Source organism: Peloplasma aerotolerans, from assembly GCF_030012175.1.
GTDB lineage: Bacteria > Bacillota_I > Bacilli_A > Acholeplasmatales > Acholeplasmataceae > Peloplasma > Peloplasma aerotolerans.
In genome coordinates this window covers 36,197-57,586 of sequence record NZ_JASCXW010000009.1, presented here as the reverse complement: position 1 = coordinate 57,586, position 21,390 = coordinate 36,197, and the positions used below count along the sequence as shown (strand labels likewise).

The following is a 21,390-nucleotide window of genomic DNA, read 5'->3' as shown; positions in this document are numbered from 1 at the left end:
ACCTCACTTATTTTAATAACTTTATTAAGCGTCGCCTTATTGGCCTACATAGCTCAGTTGGTTAGAGCACCTGACTGTTAATCAGGGGGTCCCAGGTTCGAGTCCTGGTGTGGGCGCCACTTAAAATCACGAACGGCAATTGCCGTTTTTTTATTTTTATCGTCTATCAAACAAAAAATACAAATCATGATTTCATGACTTGTATTTTTTATTTACTTAGATTAATGTATTATTTTTTTAGTTAAACAAGAAACTTAATATAGGTTCTATTTGTGCTAAGATAGGAACGATAATTAATGAAACGATACTCATCAACTTAATTAAAATATCCATTGATGGACCTGCTGTATCTTTGAATGGATCTCCAACGGTATCTCCAGTGACTGCAGCTTTATGTGCATCCGAACCTTTCCCACCAAGATTTCCTTCTTCAATAAACTTTTTAGCATTATCCCAAGCACCACCAGAGTTCGCCATAAAGACTGCAAGCATGATTGCTGAAACTAAACCACCAACAAGTAGCCCACCTAAGCCTTCAGCTCCTAAGAATACACCTGCAATAATTGGTGAGAAAACCGCAATCATCGCTGGTAAAATCATTTCTTTAAGCGCAGCTTTTGTAGAGATGTCAACACATCTTGCATAATCAGGAAGTGAAGTACCTTCCATAATACCTGGATCTTCTTTGAACTGACGTCTTACTTCATCAATCATTTTGTTTGCTGCTCTACCGACAGATTTAATAACTAATGATGTAAACAAGAATGGTAACATTGCACCAATGAAGACGCCAACCATAACACCAGGTTGTAAGATATCTATCCCACGTCCATCAGATAATCCAGCAGACTTTTCAAAAGCAAAGAATAAACCAATACTCGTCAACGCTGCAGAACCAATACAAAAGCCTTTACCGATTGCAGCTGTCGTGTTACCTACTGAATCCAGTTTATCAGTTATCTTTCTAACACCTTCATCTAGTTTACTCATTTGAGCGATACCACCTGCATTATCTGCAATTGGACCATAAGCATCAACAGATATCGTTATCCCTGCTGTTGATAACATACCAACTGCAGCTAAAGCTATTCCATACATATCACCAGTGAATAAATAAGAAATCACAATACCAGCAACTAAAACAACAACGGTAAGAAATGTTGATAACATACCAACACTATAACCTGCGATAACATTGGTTGCATGTCCAGTTAATGACTGATTAGCAATTTCCTTAACGTGTTTATAATCGCTAGATGTATAATATTCAGCAATAAATCCTATACCGATACCAACAAATAAACCGGTAGTTACTGCACCAAATACTCCCCAAGCCCTAACACCATCAAATAAGACATGACTTAATACTAAACTTGTTACTAACATAACCAGTGCAGCAAGATAAGTTGACATGCTCAGTGCAAATTGTGGACGATGCCAATCTTTTCTTCGAATCATCCAAACTGCAACAACTGCTGAGATTGCTCCAAAACCAGCAATTAATAATGGATATAAGACAGATGCAAATATGCCAGATAGAACTGAGCTATCAATCGTAACGATACCATCCATAACTTGTTGAGGTGTAAAGGTAACGAATGCATACAAACCTAAAGTTAAAGCTGAAATGATTGAACCAATATAAGATTCAGTCAAATCACTACCCATACCTGCAACATCACCTACGTTGTCTCCAACATTATCAGCAATAACAGCTGGATTTCTTGGATCATCTTCAGGAATGCCTGCTTCAACTTTACCAACTAAGTCAGCACCGACATCGGCAGCTTTAGTAAATATACCACCACCAACACGGCCAAACAAAGCGATCAGCGATGCACCAAGACCATAACCAGTTACAGTATTAATCGCATGAGTTAATGCTAAATATTGTTCTCTTGGGACTCCAGTGTTTCCGCCATAGACCCAATAAAAGATAAAGAATAAAGCGGTTAATCCAAATAACCCTAAACCAACAACCGTTAGCCCTAAGACCGAACCACCACTAAATGCAACTCTTAAAGCGCTTGGCATTCCACCTGTATTTGCAGCAGAAGTCGTTCTTGAGTTTGCTTTGGTTGCTGCATGCATACCAATCCAACCTGCAAGTCCAGAAAACAATGCACCAAAGATAAATGCGATTGCTGCTTTCCAACCAACACCTTCAGCACCTTGAAGTGAAGGAATGAGTTCTGTTAACGCTAGTAATGAACCAACACCTAATGCAAAATAAATAATGATTGTATATTGTCTTTTCATAAAGGCCATTGCGCCTTCATGGATGTATGAAGATATCTCCTCAATACGTTGGTGATTGACCTTAATCTTGGTCACTTTTTTATAAAGCACAAATGCATATAAACACGCTATAAGTGCAGAAAAAGCGGCGACACCAATAAAAATAGTTGTTGTTGGAAAATAATCGAATGACATGTGTATCTCTCCCTTTTTGTTAGTAGATCCATTTATACAATTAAAAAACACGAATCGTGTATAAAATAACCTTTATCCTTATTTTACTACAAAATTCATGTTATAGTTATAAAATTTTTCAAGATAAAAACAAAAAAAACGCACGTCCGTATTTGTGTACGAATGTGCGATATATCCTACTTAAATAGCAGTCTTAGGCTGTTTAAAATAACTAATATTGTTGAAGTTTCATGAGCAACAACCCCTGCAGGCAATTGAATCAATCCAAATACATTACTAATCATTAAAACAAAAATGACTCCAGTTGAGAAAACAACATTTTGTAAGGTAATGATTCTCATACGTTTTGAGAGCTTTATAATTTTAGGTAAATTTTCTAATCGATCATTCATAAAAACAATGTCAGCGGTCTCTAAAGAAACATCAGTTCCTGTACCCATGGCTGCACTAATATCAGCAATTGCAAGGGCAGGGGCATCATTAATACCATCACCGATCATCATAACTTTCCCATATTCTTTTTGTAGCTTCTTAACACGAGAGACTTTATCATCAGGGAAGCAATTTGCTTCATAAGAATCGACTCCAGCTTCCTTTGCTATTGCAGAAGCAGTATTTTCATTATCTCCAGTTAGCAAAATTGTTCGAATGCCTTGACTTCTTAATGTGTTCATCACGGATAGTGTGTTTTCCCTAAGTGTATCCATCAAAGCAACGAATCCAACAACTTTTTGATCTTTAATGATGGATACGATGCTATGTCCTAATAATGAGCACTTATCTATTTTCTCTTTCATTTCATCATGAACTGTGGACTCAAATCTTCCTATTTGCCATGTACTATTATTAATAATAGCCTCCATACCTCGTCCAGAAATTTCGTTAGTCTTGATATGATCTAAGAGATAATCTGATCCTAAATGGTCGACGACCGCTTTTGCTAATGGATGATCCGATTGTTTTTCAAGTGTATATAATATCTTTAAAACCTGTTCACGGTCAACAGATTCCAATGTTTCAATTCGAATCACTTTTGGAACACCTGTAGTAATTGTTCCAGTCTTATCAAAAACAACTGTCTTTAATCCAATCATATCCTCTAGGTGACTTCCACCCTTAATTAAAATACGATGATGGGCAGCATTTGATAATGCAGATAACATTGCTGGTGTTATAGATGCTACTAAAGCACAAGGAGAACCAACAACTAATACAATAATACCGCGATAAAATGCATCATCCCATGATAACCATCCAACTAAAGGAGGTAGAATCATAAAAGTAATTGCAATTAAAATAACTATATAGACATAATACTTTTCAACTTTATTGATTAATGATTGTGATTTTGTTTGATTTTCTTGAGCATTCTCAACAAAATCGATTATCTTTTGAACAACTGATTCTTTTGGATCCTTCACTGTCTCAACAATGATTGTTGACTCAATATTGATTGACCCAGCATAAACACTATCTTCAGCTTCTTTGTAAACAGGAACAAATTCACCTGTAATGGCAGCTTGATTCAAAGCAGTGGAACCTTTAATAATCTTCCCATCAACAGGTACTTGTTGTCCAACTTTTACAATAACTTGATCTCCAACTTTGATATTTGAAATTTCAACTTCCGATTCAACACCATCTTTATATAAAAGTGCAGTTTTAGGAGCCAGTTTCAATAAACTCGTCAATGCCTTTTCACTCTTTGATGTTGCATAGGATTCTAAAACACCACTAATTGAAAAGATAATAATCAAAATAGCGCCTTCAGAGTAATTGCCCACAATAAAAGCACCTAACGCAGCAAGAATCATCAGTATTTCTACATTCAAGGACTTATTTTCAATGGTTGCTAAAACACCTTCTTTAGCTTTTGCATATCCTCCAAACAGAAAGGATAAACCAAATAAAAGTATAACGTACCATGTTTCTTGACCTAATAATTGTGTAAGAATAAATGCAGCTGCAATAAAAGCAACTGATACAATGACTGAGGTTGTTTCAATCATTAACTGTTTTTTTGTCATAGCGACCTCCATAATGTTCAACTTTACAAATAAATTATATCATTAAAAACAAGTTATATTATAAATAAATGCTCAAATTATTATAAATAAGCCCCTTAATTATAAAAAAAATAATTTTTAACTGGGTTTCATTTAAAAATTTAAAAGTTTTATCAATATTTTAAAAAATTATGCATAGTGCTTTGAAATACTCAATACAGAATTCTATAATTAAAAAAACAATTGTCAAATTTGATTTTATTCATATATAAACTTTATGCGAATTGACTCAATTTTGATATACTATATAAGAGGAGATGATAACAATGGATTATATATATGAAAGTCATAGAATATACGTTAAAAATGAAGAAGGAAAAGTAATTGTTAATGCAACATTTCCTTTTATTACGCATGGTGTCGTCAATGTTGATCATACTTATGTTGATCCCTCGTTAAGAGGACAAGGTATTGCTAGCCAATTAATGCACGAAGTTCATAAACACGCGAAATCATTGAATTATAAAGTTGTTGCTACTTGCCCATATGCAGTTGTATGGTTTAAAAAACATCCGGATTTAACCGATATTATTGATGATGAGGTTCAAGCAAAACTTGCACCTGAATGCCAAGTTTAAGGATACTATCTCATGAAAAAACCTTTATTGATTTTAGTTGCTGGAGGATCGGCATCAGGCAAAAGTACTGTTGTAACAGAAATTCTAGATAAAGCAGGACTAGAAGATGTTCTTATATTAAAGCATGATGATTATTACTTGGATCAAAGTGATTTACCACTTGAGGTAAGATATATGACCAATTATGATCATCCTAGTTCTCTTGATAATGAATTATTGCACAAACATTTAATTTCATTAATGCAAGGTAAAGCTATAGAAAAGCCAGTATATGATTTTGTTATGCATACAAGAAGTAAAGCAATTGAACATGTTGTATCCAAACCAATCATCATCGTTGAAGGTATTTTAATTCTTGAAAACGAACAAGTTCGTGATTTATCAGACATGAATTTATTCGTTGAACTTGATGATGATACAAGATTCATTCGTAGAATGTTAAGAGATATGAATGAAAGAGGTAGAACACTTGAAAGTATTATCAGTCAATATGAAAGAACTGTAAAACCAATGTATCATAAATATATTAAGCCAACCAAAAGGTTTGCTGATGTGATTATTCCAAATGATAGAAGACATGATATTGCAGTCGACCTCATTGTTACAAAGATTAAACAAATATTAGGAGAACGCTCATGATTTTAGTTGTTGCAGCAATGGCTGAAGAAGTCAAAGAATTAATTGAACATGAGATTCCAGGTGTAAAAGTGATTTTAACTGGAATTGGTAAAGTGAATGCTGCATATACTTTGGCAAGTTTTTTAGCAACTCATGAGGTGGAAGCCATTTATAACTTAGGTTTTGCAGGTGCGACCACACCATATCAAGTAGGAGATGTTGTCTTAGTTAAAGAAGCGTTATATCATGATTTCGATTTAACACTCTTTGGGTACAAAAAAGGACAAATTCCTGGGCTTCCTGAGCGTTTTCAATCAAATCACAACCTTGTTACCAAAGTATTAGAAAAGATGCCTTTAATCAAGTCTGGAGTGCTATATACAGGCGATGTCTTCATGACAGAGAAGAAGATGGAATCATTTATTGTTGATATGGAAGGAACAGCTTTATATCATGTAGCATATAAAAAAGAAGTACCAATTGTGAGTATTAAAGTTGTATCTGACGTTTTAGGTATGGACAATCATTTTGATTCATATAAGAAGTTTGAAGCTTCTGAAGGAGCAAAAACACTTTCAGAAATCTATCAGAAATTATTTAGAGGTAAATAACATGAAAAAAGGATTATTAGTATTAAGCCATAATGTTGAAGATGGAGAAGCACTAACAACGAGAGCTTTATTAAAAAGAGCTGGTCTAGAAGTTGTAACAATCACATTTGAAAACACATTGGATATTGTTACAGCATTTGGATTACAAGTAAAAGCGGATGCTTTTGCCAGAGATGTTCATTTTAATGAATATGATTTTGTTGTTATTCCTGGTGGTAAATATGTCGCACAAGTTGTCGATCACGATGTTCATATCAAAGAATTAGTGAAGTATTTCGATCAAAATCAAAAATTGGTTGCGGCTATTTGTGCTGGACCTCGCTTTTTAGGTCAAGCAGGATTATTAAATGGAAGATCGTTTACAGCATATACAGGTAGTGAAGTTGATATGCCAAAAGGTATTTATCTACCAAGCTTAAAAGCTGTTAGAGACCGTAATATAGTAACTGCACGTGGTGCAGGAGCTGTTTATGAGTTTGCTTTTGAAATCGTAAGTTATTGTCTTGGAGATGAACAAGCAAAAACTTTGTTAAACAGTATATTATTTTAAAAACAAGAAGATATTCATACATGAGGTAAGATGAAATCAAAAAGAAGTTTTAAAGCGCTATTTTGGCCAACATTTATAGAGCTACTGTTTTTTATGTTGATGGGTACTGTAGATACCATCATGCTAAGTAACTTTAGCGATTATGCAGTAGGTGCGGTAGGTAATTCCGCAACACTGATTAATATGTTTGCAGTCCTATTACTCGTTGTAGCTAATGGGGTTGCTGTTTTAGTTTCACAATATCTTGGTGCAAATAAAAACGATGTCGCTAGACGCGTTATCGGTAGTGGTTTAATTATAAACTTTATTATAGGATTCTTTTTAGCAACATCACTTATATTATCTGCTGATTTTTTGTTAAATCTAGTTAACACGAAAGTAGAATTGTTTGAAAACTCTAAGACTTATTTAACAGTTATAGCAATGTCATTGTTCTTCGTATCGGTATCAAACGTTATAACTGCCTCTTTAAGAAGTTATGGATTTGCAAAATATATAACTATAGTTGTTATTGTAGGGAATGTATTAAATATTATAGGTAACTTTGTATTGATTAATGGTTATCTAGGTTTCCCAAGATTAGGCGTATATGGTGCAGCAATCTCAACACTTGGTGTAAGAAGTTTAATGATGCTAGTTTATGTGACTTTATTATTTAAAGTTCTTAAGTTTAGAATTCCAGATATCCGATTAAATCTTATTAGTATTAAACAAATCCTTAAAATAGGTTTACCAAGTGCAGCTGAAAGCTGGACATATACAATTATGCAAGGTATTATTTTAAGTATGATCAATAGCTTAGGTCCTGATTTTACAACAGCCAGAACCTATGTGAATACGATATTAACCTACATCTATGTTTTTAGTTTGGCGTTTGCATCTGCTAATGCAGTCATGACAGGTTATTATATTGGTGAAAAAAATTACGAAAAAGCACATAAAGAAACATTAAAAACATTAGTTAGAAGTTTCTTGATTGTAACAGCAATGACGCTAGTTGTTAACCTTTCTTCTGGCTTTATTATCCAGCTTTTCACCCAAAACACCATCATCATAACAACAGTTAGAAGAATCTTATGGTTAGCTATTTTGCTAGAATTTGCTCGTAGTATTAACCTGATATTAATCCAAGCGCTACGCTCAGCCGGAGACACCTCGTTTCCGCTTATTATGGCCATTATCAGTATGTTTGGTATCGCGGTTACGTTTGCATATCTCTTCGGAATTCACCTAGGATTAGGTTTATTTGGTATCTATTTAGCTTACACAATAGATGAACTAACCAGAGCATCATTTATGTATCTAAGATGGCAATCAAGAAAATGGGAAGCCAAGAGTGGTTATTTAGAAAATACGGTCTAAGTGCATCAAAGTATAAAGTATTTATACCGATTAAAAAAAAGAAGTGAAAAACCTGTTTTTTTGTCTTGACAATTTGTGATTAATTGGTATAATTATATATGCGCTTGCACTTTGGCCCGTTGGAGAAACGGTTAACTCACATGCCTTTCACGCATGCACTCACGGGTTCGAATCCCGTACGGGTCACCACACATTTTTTTACTAAAGCGCAAGTTATATCATACGAGTTTAAATGTAACTCAAGAGTAGTACCCATAGCTCAACTGGATAGAGCGTTTGACTACGGATCAAAAGGTTGGGGGTTCAAGTCCTCTTGGGTACGCCATGTTCGGGAAGTAGCTTAGCTTGGTAGAGCGCCTGGTTTGGGACCAGGAGGTCGCAGGTTCAAATCCTGTCTTCCCGACCATTTATATCGCGGGTGTAGTTTAATGGTAGAACCACAGCCTTCCAAGCTGTTGACGTGAGTTCGATTCTCATCACCCGCTCCATTTGGTTGATTATCCTAGTTTCTAGGATTTTTTTTATGCAAAAAAATAAAGACTCGATTTGAGTCTTTATCTAACCTCGATTTAAAAATTGCTTTAAAAAATCTTGCAAAACAGTAGAAGTATTTTTAGCATATGCTATTTCTCTTGCTAATACAGGTCGGTCAGTAATAATACCATCAACATCGTTTAACACAGCTTCTTGTAAATTTTGTTCACTATTGACTGTCCAAACATAGACGGATTTTCCTTTTTGATGTGCGAGTTCTACAAAATGAGGATTTTGTGAAATAATATCTCTTGAAAACCCATAATAATCGATATCTTGATAATTTAACATCACGTTGATATCTCCATAAAATACAGGAACCAACAATAATGTTTGTAAGTTTGGATTCAATTCTTTGATTCTTCGTAATTGATCTCGGTTAAATGATAGAATCACAGAGTTTTCAACCATGTTATAGGATTCGATTATTCTAACTGTTTGACTCTCAAGAGTTAAACTGACGACTTTTAACTCAACAAACGCTCTTGTTCTACCAGCAATCAGTTCGAAAGCTTCTTCCAAAGTAGGGATTTTTTCACCTCTAAAGTCTTCAGAAAACCATCGTCCAGCATCTAAATCTTTGATTTGAGAAAGCGTTAATGAACTCACATTACGGTTTAATAAATCATCTGTTGTTCTACCGGTTGTTGCATCATGTATTAAGACTGGAAAACGATCATTCGTTTCACGTACATCAAATTCTACTGCATCGCTTCCTTGTTCGATAGCCAACTCTAAGGCAGCTAATGTGTTTTCAGGAGCATCCCATGATGCACCACGATGAGCAACAATTTGAGCATAATTAAATAGCTCAATTTGTACACGATCCTGTCTAATGATTGAAACAACACTGGTTATATTGAGTGCAAATAATACAACAAGTAAACCAAATGATACACGTTTTAATGTTTTAAAACTAAACGCTTTTCTTTCTTTGTTCGTTAAACGGATACTTTTTGTGGCTAATCCTAAGCGTTCTTTATGTTGATAATACCATGTTGATAATAAAGCATAATTAATTGGAATCAAGAAGGAACCTGCAATTAATCCTATGACAGCATAAATCGAATACATAAGTGTTAATAGTACACCTAAAACATAGGATTGGTCTCTAGTAATCCAGACAAACAAACCTATTAGCAAGATAATGAGTAAATACACACTATAAAAGAAAATATTAAGTAATACGTTAACAAGAATGAACTCAAAAATCATCTTAAGTCTTTGTTTTTTCAGCAAGGACCTACTTTGTTTATACGCATTTTTAAAGGATAACTGGTCTAATGTATATAAGTTCAAACTTAAACTTGTTTCGAAAAACAAAACAACAAGCATCGCACCAACAAAAAATATTGACCATTTTAGTAAAGCCATTTGATTTAATTGATAAACAATTTGATTTGGTAAAGAGATCGTTGAATAGATACCTACAAAATGAATAAGTTGAACTGTAAAAAAGAGTAAGAATGCAGGCATGATAATAAAGATGTGATATTTTTTTAATGTAAAATAGCTTTTTTTAAACCCAAGGATGATTAAATCTCTAAAACTAATTGATTTATCGTGGTAACCAAAATCATAGATCAATGATAGAAATATCATTTCAATCACAAGATATATAGATAAGAGAACCACTAAAAATAGCAATATCATAATGGTTGATGGGTTAAATATATAAGTGAAAAAGAGTTGATTCGTAATATATGCATGCCCTGTTAATCTAACAGAATAGTAAAAAAGAAATCTCGCCACAGGGAAGATAATCAGTAATCCTAGAACACGATATAAAGCTTCAAAATAGATCAAAGTTCTTAGATTGTAGGTCAAACTATGGTATGTATGATAAATCGTTTGTTTCATAGTAACTCCTTATCTTATGAATATATTATAACATATTCATTTGTCAGTATAAATCTAAAAACCTGACTGAAAGGCATTCATTTTGATTGTAACAACTATTATTTTCACCATTCTACACTTTCCATCACAAACTGTAGTAAAAATTGGGAAAAAACCGAATTATTTGTACGAATAGGACATATACGCCCTGTTTTTATTGCAAAAACGGTGGTAAAAGTGTATCACAGGTAGTGTATATTGGCTCTAAAATCCTAAAATATAAAGGAGGACTACTAATGTTTGAATACATTTATGTAATTAGTTTGCTTTCATTTACATTTTTACTGGTCTTTCTTTTGACTAGAATAAAAGTGATACCAACTACCAAAACTGGGTTAGTAGAAAGATTCGGTGTTTATTACAAACCAATTACCCCAGGGTTTCACTTTTTAATACCATTCGTAGATAGAATGGTTGTCTATGATGTCAATCGATATTTAAACATGAATCGTGAAATTATTAATATTGACCATGATCCGAGACTATCTCTCAGTCTCCAAGTACAATATAAAATCATTGATGAAAAAGACTTTCACGAGCAAAATGTGGACCAATTCATGCAGAAACTAATTATTGAAGTGACTAAAGGATTCATAAGCAACTTTGGAACAGCAAATATATCACAACAAAAAGTTGCGTTAGTCACAAGAATCAAGGGGGCAATTCGAGAGAGAGAATTGGAGTGGGGAATTGAATTTGTTGATTTGGATTTATTAATGGCAACAGAAATACCAACCATGATGTAGTCAAATCATGCATGTAGATGAAAACCATTAGACCTCTTAACTATGGTTAAATCATAAATTCCCATTGTTTTAGGAAGAAACACCGAATGGTGTTTTTTCTTAAACCAAAAAAATTAAGTTAAATTAAATTTATTGTTTAAAATAAGGTGTATTTCATTTATAATGGAATTATGAAATAAATTTGAAAAATATTCATTCATCCTTAACACGACTTAGTGATGTAAGAAAAATAATCAAGTCAGGAGATTAATTATGGGTTTTCTTCAAGAATTTTTGCTAATTTTTACTGACTTACTCAACAATGCTATTCTTTTGTTTGGGTTAGGATTTGTGTATGCAGCAACAAATATTGATCAAAGTACAAACAAATTAATAAAAAAACTTTTTCTTGGTGTAGCCATTGGTGGTATATCAATTTTAATTATGTTGAACCCGTGGACACACTCTGTTGGATTGATATTTGATACCAGAAGTGTTCTTTTTAGTGTAACAGGACTATTTTTTGGTGGCATCACAACCGGAATTGCTGCACTGATAGGCATTATATTTAGATTGTCACTTGGGGGTTCTGGTGTATATGCTGGTGTCCTTACCATTATAACGACATCACTGATAGGTTTGTATTGGCATAAAATCAAGTTACTATTCCCTAGATTAAGACAATCTTTAGAATATTATATATTTGGACTCATTGTACATGTTGTTGTATTAATATGTTTTTTTGCGATACCTTGGCCAACCTCACTTGAAGTTATCAAAAACACTTCCATTCCATTTCTTGTATTCTTCCCATTAGTTACCGTATTGCTAGCCAAAATCGTAACTAACCAGAAAGAAAGAATTTCTTCTCAACAAAAAGTTAAAAAACAACAATTATTGCTTCAAGCAAGCATTGATGCTACAAAGGCTATGGAAGTTTTCGCTCTAGATAAAGACTATAAATATCTATCATTTAATGAGTATCATGCTGTATCTATGAAAGAATACTATGGTAAAAACATCAAAGAAGGCACATATTACTTAGATTATATTACACACCCACATATGAGAAATCGTATTCAAGCATCCATAGATCGAGCACTATTAGGCAATGCTAGAACGATAATTGCTGAAGTTGAATCCGTAAAAGGAAAATTTTTAGAAGAACACTATGCACCAATTATTGATGATCTTGGAGTTATAATAGGCGTAACAGTATTCTCTCAAGATATTTCTGAGAGAAAAAGATATGAACAATCCATCTTGTACTTAAGTTATCGAGATCCATTAACTAATCTTTATAATAGAAGATATTACAGTGAAGAAGTAGCTCGACTAGATCGAGATGAATTTTATCCACTATCTATCGCAATAGCTGATATTAATGGCTTAAAAATAATGAATGATGCATTTGGGCATGATGCAGGCGATTTGTTGTTATGTAAAGTGTCTGATGATTTAGTTAAAGTATTTAAAAATGAGAATAAAGTTGCACGTGTTGGTGGAGATGAGTTTGTTATCTTATTACCTAACACGTCTAGAGAAAAAGCACTTAGTCTCATTCAAGAAGCCAAAACTAGTATAGAAAGTAGTCGCATTCATGATATGTCAATTTCTGTATCATTTGGTTTAGCAACAAAAGAAAATGAAGAAATTGTTGGTGACATTATCAAATTAGCTGAAGATGATATGTATACACATAAATTATTTGAAGTTGCATCTCATCGAAACGAGACGATTAAGACTATTCTTAAAACATTACATGAGAAAAACCCAAGAGAAGAAAAACACTCTGAAAGAGTTTCCAAAATATGTATTAAAATAGGTAAACAATTAGGCATGAACAGCGATGAAATCAATATGCTAAAAGCGATTAGTAATTTACACGATATTGGTAAAATAGCAATTGATGAAGCCATTTTAAATAAACCTGGAAAACTAGATGAGCGAGAATGGGATGCAATTAAGAAACATCCAGAAATTGGTTATAGAATATTGGCTGCTACACCAGAGTATGCAGAAATTGCCCAAGATATACTCTCTCACCATGAAAGATTTGATGGTAAAGGTTACCCAAGAGGTCTTATGGGAGAAGATATACCGATTAGAGCTAGAATAATTTCAATAGCTGATTCATACGATGCAATGATTTCAGAAAGACCATATCGTAAGCCATTAACACATCAAGAAGCTATTGAAGAAATAAGGATTAATCTAGGCAAACAATTTGATCCTAAAATTGGTGGAATGTTTATCGAAATTTTCGGTGAGTCGAAGAGCATTTAAAAATTCATGTAAAGGCTAGGAGTCTATTATGATAGACACTATGCCTTTTTTAAATATGTGATTTTTAATGAAATCGTTTTCTAACAATGATTCTTTATAGAAATGTCCTTATGATTCATGTATAATAGATATAGTAGGAATAAGGAGGCATATATGAAAAGAAAAACGAAAATCATTTGTACGATAGGTCCTGCAATAGACAACGAAGAAATGATTGAAAAAATGATTGATGCTGGTATGAATGTTGCACGACTTAATTTTTCTCATGCAGATCAAACTGAGCATTCAAATAGAATGGACATGATTCGTAGAATAGCTAAAAAGAAAAATCGCTTTATTGGTGTTTTGGCAGACACTAAAGGACCAGAAATAAGAACCGGTAAATTTGAAAATGATATCGCAACATTTAAAAAAGGTGATCGAGTTGAAGTCCATAAAAAGCCTATTCTCGGTAATAGAGAAAGATTCCATGTCGATTGCATAGAACTATACAATGATATCAAAATTGGTGATTATTTATTAATTGATGATGGTAAAATGAAACTTACTGTTCTTGAAGCTACTAAAGATGTTTTACTATGTGAAGTCAATAACTCAGGTAGTATTAAAACCAAAAAAGGTGTTAATGTACCCAATGTCATATTGTCTATGCCCTTTGTTTCTGAAAAAGATTATGAGGATATTGTATTCTCAGCAAATAAAAATGTTGATATGATCGCACTTTCCTTTGTTAGAAGAAAAGAAGATGTCTTAGAAATTAGAGAAATCCTTAAAAAGGTTGGTAAAGAAAATATTGAGTTGATAGCTAAAATTGAAAACCAAGAAGGTGTTGATAATTTAGAATCAATATTGAGTGTATCTGATGGTGTTATGGTAGCTCGTGGTGATTTAGGTGTTGAAGTATCTACATCATTAGTCCCGATTTACCAAAAAAGAATCATCGCAAAAGCTAACGAAATGGGTAAACCAGTTATTACAGCAACTCATATGCTTGAATCGATGATGTATTCACCAAGACCAACGCGTGCAGAAGCTTCAGATGTTGCAAACGCTATTTTAGATGGGTCTGATGCAATTATGTTATCAGGTGAATCAGCTGCAGGTGAATATCCAATAGAAGCAGTTCTTGTTATGGATACGATTGCTAAAGCGATAGAAGATAGTATTAATTATAAAGATAAGCTAGCTAACGCAATAGCATCAAGTCATCAAACCATTAATGATGCAATAGGTATCGCAGTTAGCCAAACAGCTTTATCACTTAATAAAGTGGATGTCATCATTGCATTTACTGAAACAGGTGGTACAGCTAGACGTATGTGTAAATTTAGACCATCTGTACCGATTATTGCGGTTACTGATAGTATTGAGACATGTCAAAAATTGACCTATTATTGGGGAGTTTTTTCCGCACTACGTCAAAATGTTACAGATTATGCAGTCTATGATAAGGTTGCTGTTGAAGTAGCAAAAGATTTTGGATTTAGTTCTGGATCAACAATCATTATTACTTCTGGATGGGCACAAAAACATGGTTCAACCAATACATTAAGAATTATTGATATTCCTTAAAGTACAATTAATAATCTCGCTGTTTTAGCGAGATTATTTTATTCATAGGAGGTCATCAAATGACGAAAAAAAGAAAATGGTTATTCATTAATACATTGATGTTAACTTTGTATTTTATGGTGTCTATTCCCTACTACTTAATTGAAATTGTGAAACTTGAAAACTTTGCTGTTTTAGCGGCACTTTATTTCGCACTTGTTTTTATCCACGGCGTTTTGATATTTTTTGCTGTTGCAACACAATGGTTGGGATATTTATCTAAACTTAAAATATGGTTAGTGATTTCAACAGTAGCAATGTTGATTGGCGGTGTGCTCTTTTTCGTCTCATTAATCGTTATCGTTCCACTCGTCATTATTAACATCTTTTCTATAGAAAAACCTATTAAAAACCAAGATGAAATAGTTAACGAAGCATAGGGTTTAAAAATTGACAAAAATATTGATTAAGGCTCTATAAAAATGTTATAATGTTTTGGCGCTGAGGTAGAATTAAATGAAACATTTAGTAGGCGATAGAGCCTTTTATAAAACATTAATCAGCGTTGCAGCACCTTTAGTATTACAACAACTTATAACAACATCTGTGCAACTTGTAGATAATGTTATGGTTGGTAGACTCGGGGAACAAGCAATTGGATCTGTAGCAGTTGTCAATCAACTGTATTTTATTGTTATCTTGGTCACATTTGGTGCATTAGGTGGTGCAGGCATATTTACTGCTCAATATTATGGGTCTAAGGATTATGATCGACTGAAAGAGACTTTTAGATTTAAAGTGATCGTAGGATTTTTAATCGCAACCCTATCATTTATCTTATTTACCTTGTTTGGACGCACCTTTATGTCGTTATTTACAGATAATCCTGTAACGATACAAGGTGGACTCAATTACTTAAATATTATCAAATGGAGTGCATTTCCTTGGATTTTATCAGTAGCAATTTCAAATACATTTAGAGAAATAGGTATAACGAAACCACTTTTAAAAATATCGATATTTACCATTTTGGCAAATACAGCGTTAAATTTCATCTTAATTTTTGGTTTATTTGGTTTCCCTGCATTAGGGATTATTGGTGCAGCAATCGCAACCCTTATTGCAAGAGTATTAGAATTTGTATTAACTTTGATATTACTCAATACAAAAGGCTCAATCTTTAACACAAAACTACTCAAAATGTTCGTTATTAATAAGAAGTTATTGTCATCAATAGTCATTATGGCAATCCCATTAACCATCAATGAGCTTTTATGGTCATCGGGACAAACTGCTTACTTACATGCTTACTCAACAAGAGGAGATAGCGCACTTGCTGCTATGAACATTACAGGAGCCATTTCACAACTCGTTTTTGTTATGTTTGGAGGTATTGCTACTGCAGTAGCTGTTATGGTGGGTAACACCTTGGGTAAAAATGAGTTAGAACAAGCAAAAGATAATGCCAAGAAACTAATTGCATTTTCTGTTGGGGTAGCTATTATTGCAGGTATGATTTTATTTATTCTAAGTTTCTTTATCCTAGGTATTTATGATGTTGTTGATACGACAAAACAAATAGCTGCGTTTAATATTCGTGTTAATGCTCTTTTTATCCCATTCTATTCATTTAATGTCGCGTTATACTTCACATTAAGAGCTGGTGGTGATACAAAATCTACGATGCTTATCGATTCTGGTTACATGTGGGTAGTTCCTGTGCCAATCGCTATGGTTTTAGCATATTTTACCCAATTACCAGTAACTTTAATGTTTTTAATCGTTCAATCTATGGAAATTCCAAAAATGTTGTTTGGTTTATCAAGATATCAAAAAGGTTATTGGATTAAAAATCTAGCGATAGGAAGTTATGATGAAATCGCATAATCATCAAATTTAAAAAGACAAGTGTTTAACATCTATACATGAAATCATGTATAATTAATGTATATAAAAAAACAATGATAATGAGGTGTCTAGTGGAATATAAACCAGATAAACATCAAAACGACCCAAGATTTACTGAAAATCAAAAACTAAATTCAACTGCGGAGTCAACAAAAATTATTTTCTTTTACGTACTTATAGGATTCTCATGGATCTTGTTTTCTGATTATGTAATTGAACTTATATTCACAACACAAGAGGCATTAAGATTTGCACAAACAGCTAAAGGTATCTTTTATGTTGGATTCACTGCAGTTATTTTTTACTATATTATTCATCGAAAAATCGATATGTATGCTATAACAATTCAAGATTTGAAACAAGCATATTCAGCACTTGATCAAGGACATAAAAAATCTTTAACTTTAGAAGAAAAATTATATGACTTAGCATTTTACGATTCTTTAACCGGATTACCAAATAAAGCGATGCTTGAAGAATCTGTTAATATGTATATTAAGGAACACAAAGAAGATGGTATCATTGGCTTTGTTTATTTTGATATCGACGAGTTCAGAAATATTAACGAAGTAAAAGGACATTCAGTTGGAGATGAGTTGATTAAGAAAATTTCAAGCACACTCAACGAAGTTATTGAAAAGCCTCATATGCTAGCTAGAATGGGTGGAGATGAGTTTGTCTTAGCACTTTTTGACTTCAAAGAACTCGAAAAATTCATGCCTACCATTGAGCTATATTTTGGACATATTAGAAAAACCTTTATGTTAGGTGAAGATGATTTCTTTATCACGTATAGTGCTGGGGTTGCTTTATATCCAGATCATGGCAGCGACTATATAACATTACTTAGACATGCAGATGCTGCAATGTCTATTGCAAAATCTAAAGGTAGAGATCAAACTGTTATATTCGATGATGAAATGGTTATTTTAATTAAACAGCAAACCGAATTACTAAATCAGTTAAGACAAGCTATTTCAAATGAAGAGTTTAGTTTACATTATCAACCAATACTTAGTCTTAAAGATGATCAAGTCATTGGTGTTGAAGCATTAATACGTTGGATGCATCCTGAAAAAGGGTATATTCCACCGCTAGAATTTATATCACTATCAGAAAAAAATGGATTCATAAAAGAAATTACTGAGTGGGTTTTCAAAGAAGCAATGGCACAATATGAAAATTGGAACATTAAAAAGACCAATTTTAAAATTTCGATTAACCTTTCAGCCATGATGTTGATGAACGACAAGTTCATCACAAATTTGATAAAGTGGATAGAAGAACATCAAATGGATTGTAGAAAATTCAATATTGAAATTACTGAAACAGCGATTATAGATGATATACAAAAAAGTATTCATGTGCTAAACCAGTTAAAACGATTGGGGTTCACCATCGCGCTGGATGACTTTGGCACTGGATATTCTTCACTAACCTATCTACAAAAACTACCAATCGATACCATTAAAATTGATAGAAGTTTTATTAGTAATATTAAAGAAGATACAGAAGAATTTTACGTACTCAAGTATATGATTGATTTGGCGCATCACTTAAATTTAACCGTGGTTGCTGAAGGCATAGAGACGTTAGAACAAGCCAATATGGTCAAAAAATATAATGTTGATTTTGCACAAGGCTATTATTATTGTAAGCCTATGCCTCAAATGAGAGTATTAGAATATTTTAAACAAAACCCAAAAAACTAAACGATAGGGTGAACTGAGAATGATAGACGCAATTATTAAATTCGATATCAATTTAATCAGCATTGTTTTATTGATTATTCTTTACTTTATCAGTAAAATAAAAAAGGAAATTTTTAGTTTTTCTTCAAGGCTTTTTGCATGGATTATTTTAGTAAATATAGTTGGGTTAGCAATTGAACCTATAACATGGTTGGTTGATGGAGTAAGTGGTAATATTTATTATCATATAGGTTATTTCAGTAATTTTATATTGATTATATCAGCACCTATTCTTATTGGTCTATGGGCATCATACCTAGACTATAAGCTTTTTGGTGAAAAGAAGAGAGTCCAAAAATATGTTTATTACCAAATACCAACCTTTATTGTTTTTATCCTATTATTAGTCAATTTCGTTAACCCAGTATTTTTCTATATTGAGCAAAGTACGAATATTTATTATTATGGAAACTTGTTTTTTTTACGATATGTTCTAACTTATATGGTATTTATTAGACTCATCTATCTCGTCTTAGCCAATAGAAGTAAAGAAAATTATCGTGTTATTGTCAGTATATTAATGTTTCTAATCCTTCCAGCAGTTGGTTCTTTAGTTCAATTAGTCAATACTCAGTTATTGTTTACATGGTCATCATTAGCATTAAGTGTTTTAGTCGTTTACATATTTTTAGAAACAACTTCTGGGAATAAAGATTATTTGACAAAAGTTTATTCGCGAAAAATACTTGAGGAATACTTAAAATCACTTATAGAAAATCAAGCAGACTTCCAAGTTATTATGATTGATATGGATCGCTTTAAAGATGTTAATGATTTATATGGCCATCAAGTTGGTGATAATGTCTTAGTTGAGTTCGCTAGTATCTTGCAAGAAGTAGAATGTACAAAAACTCCTTTTGTGTCTAGATTAGGTGGCGATGAGTTTTTAATTGTTCTTGAATCTTGTACTACCGAGGAAACCGATACGTATATCAATCAAGTTAAAAATCAATTAAAAACCAATGAACTACTGGCACAATTCCCATTCTTATCCTTTAGTTCAGGAAGAATCCAAAATGATTATAAAATGACTGTTGATGATATCTTAATGAAAACAGATCATCTCATGTATAAAGAAAAAAATAAGACCCATAAAAACTAAGATGAAGCGTGCTTCATCTTTTTTATCAACGTATATAGAATATCTATTATAGATATGTTATACTTATATTCGGTAAGGAGAGTGAAATAATGCCATCAAACAAACGAATTAATAAACTTGCTAAACTTGCTGTACAAGTTGGAGCAAACGTTCAAAAAGATCAGGTTGTCATTATTAGAGGAACAACTGAATCAAAAGAATTAATAAGAGAAATTACAGAAGAAGCATATTTAGCTGGTGCTAAACGTGTTTTCGTACAATGGTCTGATGATTTTGTATCAAAAAGTTCATTGAAGCACGCATCGGTTGAAGAGTTAGAAAAAGTTTCACAATGGTTTATCGATCAACATCAAGAAGCTGTTGATGTTGGCGCATGTTTTATTTCGGTAACATCACCTATTCCAGGACTTAATGAAGATGTCGATCCTAACAAAGCTCAAAAAGCGGGTATTGCAGTTCAAAAAGCTGTCAGTTTCTTTAGAGAACACCTTATGGGAAATAAAGCACAATGGACAATTGTTGCTGCACCAAATCCTATATGGGCAAAACAAGTCTTCCCAAAACTTAATGAAGAAGATGCTGTTGAAGCATTATGGGATGCTATATTAAACGCATCAAGAGTTACCGAAGATAACGACCCAATTCAAGAATGGGAAAATCATAATGCTGTTCTATTAAAACACAACAAGATTCTTAATGATTATAACTTTAAACACTTACATTTTAAAAATAGTTTAGGAACAGATTTAATCGTTGAACTTGTAGAAAATCACGTATGGGCTGGTGGCGGAGAACACGCGACAAATGGTGCATACTTTAATCCAAACATCCCAACAGAAGAAACATTTACAATGCCATATAAATGGGGAACACGCGGAAAAGTTGTAGCTACAAAACCATTAAACTATCAGGGTAAACTCATCGATGGATTTTGGTTAGAATTTAAAGATGGACAAGTCGTTGATTATGATGCTAAAAAGGAAAAAGATGCTTTAACGAATATATTAGATACTGATGAAGGTAGTAGATATATTGGTGAAATAGCATTAATCTCTCATGATTCACCAATTTCAAATACGAACATTTTATTCTTAAATACATTGTTCGATGAAAATGCTTCATGTCATATGGCTTTAGGTAGAGCTTATCCGATGAATGTTAAAAATGGTGTGAATACGCCAATCTCTGAGTTAGAAAAAATTGGATACAACAATTCAATGGTTCACTCTGATTTCATGTTTGGTAGTGAAGACATGGAAATTGTTGGTGTTACTCAAGATGGAAAAGAAGTCAAAGTCTTTGAAAAAGGAAACTTTGTAATCTAAGAAATACTAAAATGCCTTTTGGCATTTTTTTTACTAGACTAGAAACTTATGATTTAGTGGACTTTTCATCAATAAAAATTTATAATTAAGG

General features: G+C 32.9%; 16 protein-coding genes and 5 tRNA genes. 18 read left to right on the top strand and 3 right to left on the bottom strand.

Annotation, left to right across the window (positions count from 1 at the left end; all coding sequences use genetic code 11):
- Nucleotides 1-42: 42 nt before the first annotated feature.
- Nucleotides 43-119 (top strand) — tRNA-Asn (locus QJ521_RS04165).
- 118 nt (nucleotides 120-237) lie between these two features.
- Here the strand turns inward: QJ521_RS04165 and QJ521_RS04160 are convergent.
- Entirely contained in the window at nucleotides 238-2,433 is a 2,196-nt protein-coding gene (locus QJ521_RS04160; protein WP_282839174.1) for a sodium-translocating pyrophosphatase, read from the bottom strand.
- Nucleotides 2,434-2,609: 176 nt separating this feature from the next.
- Nucleotides 2,610-4,460: a heavy metal translocating P-type ATPase gene (locus QJ521_RS04155; RefSeq protein ID WP_282839173.1), complete on the bottom strand. Its 1,851-nt coding sequence runs from the start codon at nucleotides 4,458-4,460 to the stop codon at nucleotides 2,610-2,612.
- A 305-nt stretch (nucleotides 4,461-4,765) separates the two neighbouring features.
- On the opposite strand from QJ521_RS04155, the gene QJ521_RS04150 reads away from it, so the two are divergent.
- From QJ521_RS04150 to QJ521_RS04110, 9 genes are all read left to right on the top strand, one after another.
- Nucleotides 4,766-5,077 (top strand): GNAT family N-acetyltransferase, encoded by a 312-nt coding sequence (locus tag QJ521_RS04150; protein ID WP_282839172.1) that lies wholly within the window; start codon nucleotides 4,766-4,768, stop codon nucleotides 5,075-5,077.
- 12 nt (nucleotides 5,078-5,089) lie between these two features.
- Entirely contained in the window at nucleotides 5,090-5,716 is a 627-nt protein-coding gene (gene udk, locus QJ521_RS04145; RefSeq protein WP_282839171.1) for a uridine kinase, read from the top strand.
- Nucleotides 5,713-6,306: a 5'-methylthioadenosine/S-adenosylhomocysteine nucleosidase gene (mtnN, locus tag QJ521_RS04140; protein ID WP_282839170.1), complete on the top strand. Its 594-nt coding sequence runs from the start codon at nucleotides 5,713-5,715 to the stop codon at nucleotides 6,304-6,306. Before udk ends, mtnN begins: the two co-directional genes overlap by 4 nt.
- A 1-nt stretch (nucleotide 6,307) precedes the next feature.
- On the top strand, nucleotides 6,308-6,856 hold the full coding sequence (locus QJ521_RS04135) for a DJ-1/PfpI family protein (RefSeq protein WP_282839169.1): 549 nt from the start codon (nucleotides 6,308-6,310) through the stop codon (nucleotides 6,854-6,856).
- A 30-nt stretch (nucleotides 6,857-6,886) separates the two neighbouring features.
- Nucleotides 6,887-8,218, top strand: a complete 1,332-nt coding sequence (locus tag QJ521_RS04130; RefSeq protein ID WP_282839168.1) for an MATE family efflux transporter — start codon at nucleotides 6,887-6,889, stop codon at nucleotides 8,216-8,218.
- 113 nt (nucleotides 8,219-8,331) lie between these two features.
- A tRNA-Glu gene (locus QJ521_RS04125) sits at nucleotides 8,332-8,407 on the top strand.
- A gap of 59 nt (nucleotides 8,408-8,466) precedes the next feature.
- Nucleotides 8,467-8,543, top strand: a tRNA-Arg gene (locus QJ521_RS04120).
- Between the two features lie 4 nt (nucleotides 8,544-8,547).
- A tRNA-Pro gene (locus tag QJ521_RS04115) sits at nucleotides 8,548-8,624 on the top strand.
- A gap of 8 nt (nucleotides 8,625-8,632) precedes the next feature.
- A tRNA-Gly gene (locus QJ521_RS04110) sits at nucleotides 8,633-8,706 on the top strand.
- A gap of 70 nt (nucleotides 8,707-8,776) precedes the next feature.
- Here QJ521_RS04110 and QJ521_RS04105 read toward each other — a convergent pair.
- Nucleotides 8,777-10,612, bottom strand: coding sequence for a glycerophosphodiester phosphodiesterase family protein (locus QJ521_RS04105; protein WP_282839167.1), 1,836 nt, complete (start codon nucleotides 10,610-10,612; stop codon nucleotides 8,777-8,779).
- 275 nt (nucleotides 10,613-10,887) lie between these two features.
- On the opposite strand from QJ521_RS04105, the gene QJ521_RS04100 reads away from it, so the two are divergent.
- From QJ521_RS04100 to QJ521_RS04065, 8 genes are all read left to right on the top strand, one after another.
- A complete protein-coding gene (locus tag QJ521_RS04100) occupies nucleotides 10,888-11,397 on the top strand; it encodes an SPFH domain-containing protein (RefSeq protein ID WP_282839166.1) in 510 nt (169 codons plus the stop codon).
- 252 nt (nucleotides 11,398-11,649) lie between these two features.
- A complete protein-coding gene (locus QJ521_RS04095) occupies nucleotides 11,650-13,662 on the top strand; it encodes an HD domain-containing phosphohydrolase (RefSeq protein ID WP_282839165.1) in 2,013 nt (670 codons plus the stop codon).
- 153 nt (nucleotides 13,663-13,815) lie between these two features.
- Nucleotides 13,816-15,234 (top strand): pyruvate kinase, encoded by a 1,419-nt coding sequence (pyk, locus tag QJ521_RS04090; protein WP_282839164.1) that lies wholly within the window; start codon nucleotides 13,816-13,818, stop codon nucleotides 15,232-15,234.
- A gap of 59 nt (nucleotides 15,235-15,293) precedes the next feature.
- Nucleotides 15,294-15,653 carry a hypothetical protein gene (locus QJ521_RS04085; RefSeq protein WP_282839162.1) on the top strand — a complete coding sequence of 120 codons (360 nt, stop codon included), beginning with the start codon at nucleotides 15,294-15,296 and terminating at the stop codon, nucleotides 15,651-15,653.
- A 76-nt stretch (nucleotides 15,654-15,729) separates the two neighbouring features.
- Nucleotides 15,730-17,100, top strand: a complete 1,371-nt coding sequence (locus tag QJ521_RS04080; RefSeq protein WP_282839161.1) for an MATE family efflux transporter — start codon at nucleotides 15,730-15,732, stop codon at nucleotides 17,098-17,100.
- Between the two features lie 92 nt (nucleotides 17,101-17,192).
- The gene (locus QJ521_RS04075) at nucleotides 17,193-18,833 is read left to right on the top strand and encodes a putative bifunctional diguanylate cyclase/phosphodiesterase (RefSeq protein WP_282839159.1); all 1,641 of its coding nucleotides are present in this window, start codon (nucleotides 17,193-17,195) and stop codon (nucleotides 18,831-18,833) included.
- A gap of 19 nt (nucleotides 18,834-18,852) precedes the next feature.
- Entirely contained in the window at nucleotides 18,853-19,974 is a 1,122-nt protein-coding gene (locus QJ521_RS04070; RefSeq protein WP_282839158.1) for a GGDEF domain-containing protein, read from the top strand.
- Between the two features lie 89 nt (nucleotides 19,975-20,063).
- Nucleotides 20,064-21,299 carry an aminopeptidase gene (locus tag QJ521_RS04065; protein WP_282839157.1) on the top strand — a complete coding sequence of 412 codons (1,236 nt, stop codon included), beginning with the start codon at nucleotides 20,064-20,066 and terminating at the stop codon, nucleotides 21,297-21,299.
- The last annotated feature ends 91 nt before the right edge of the window (nucleotides 21,300-21,390 follow it).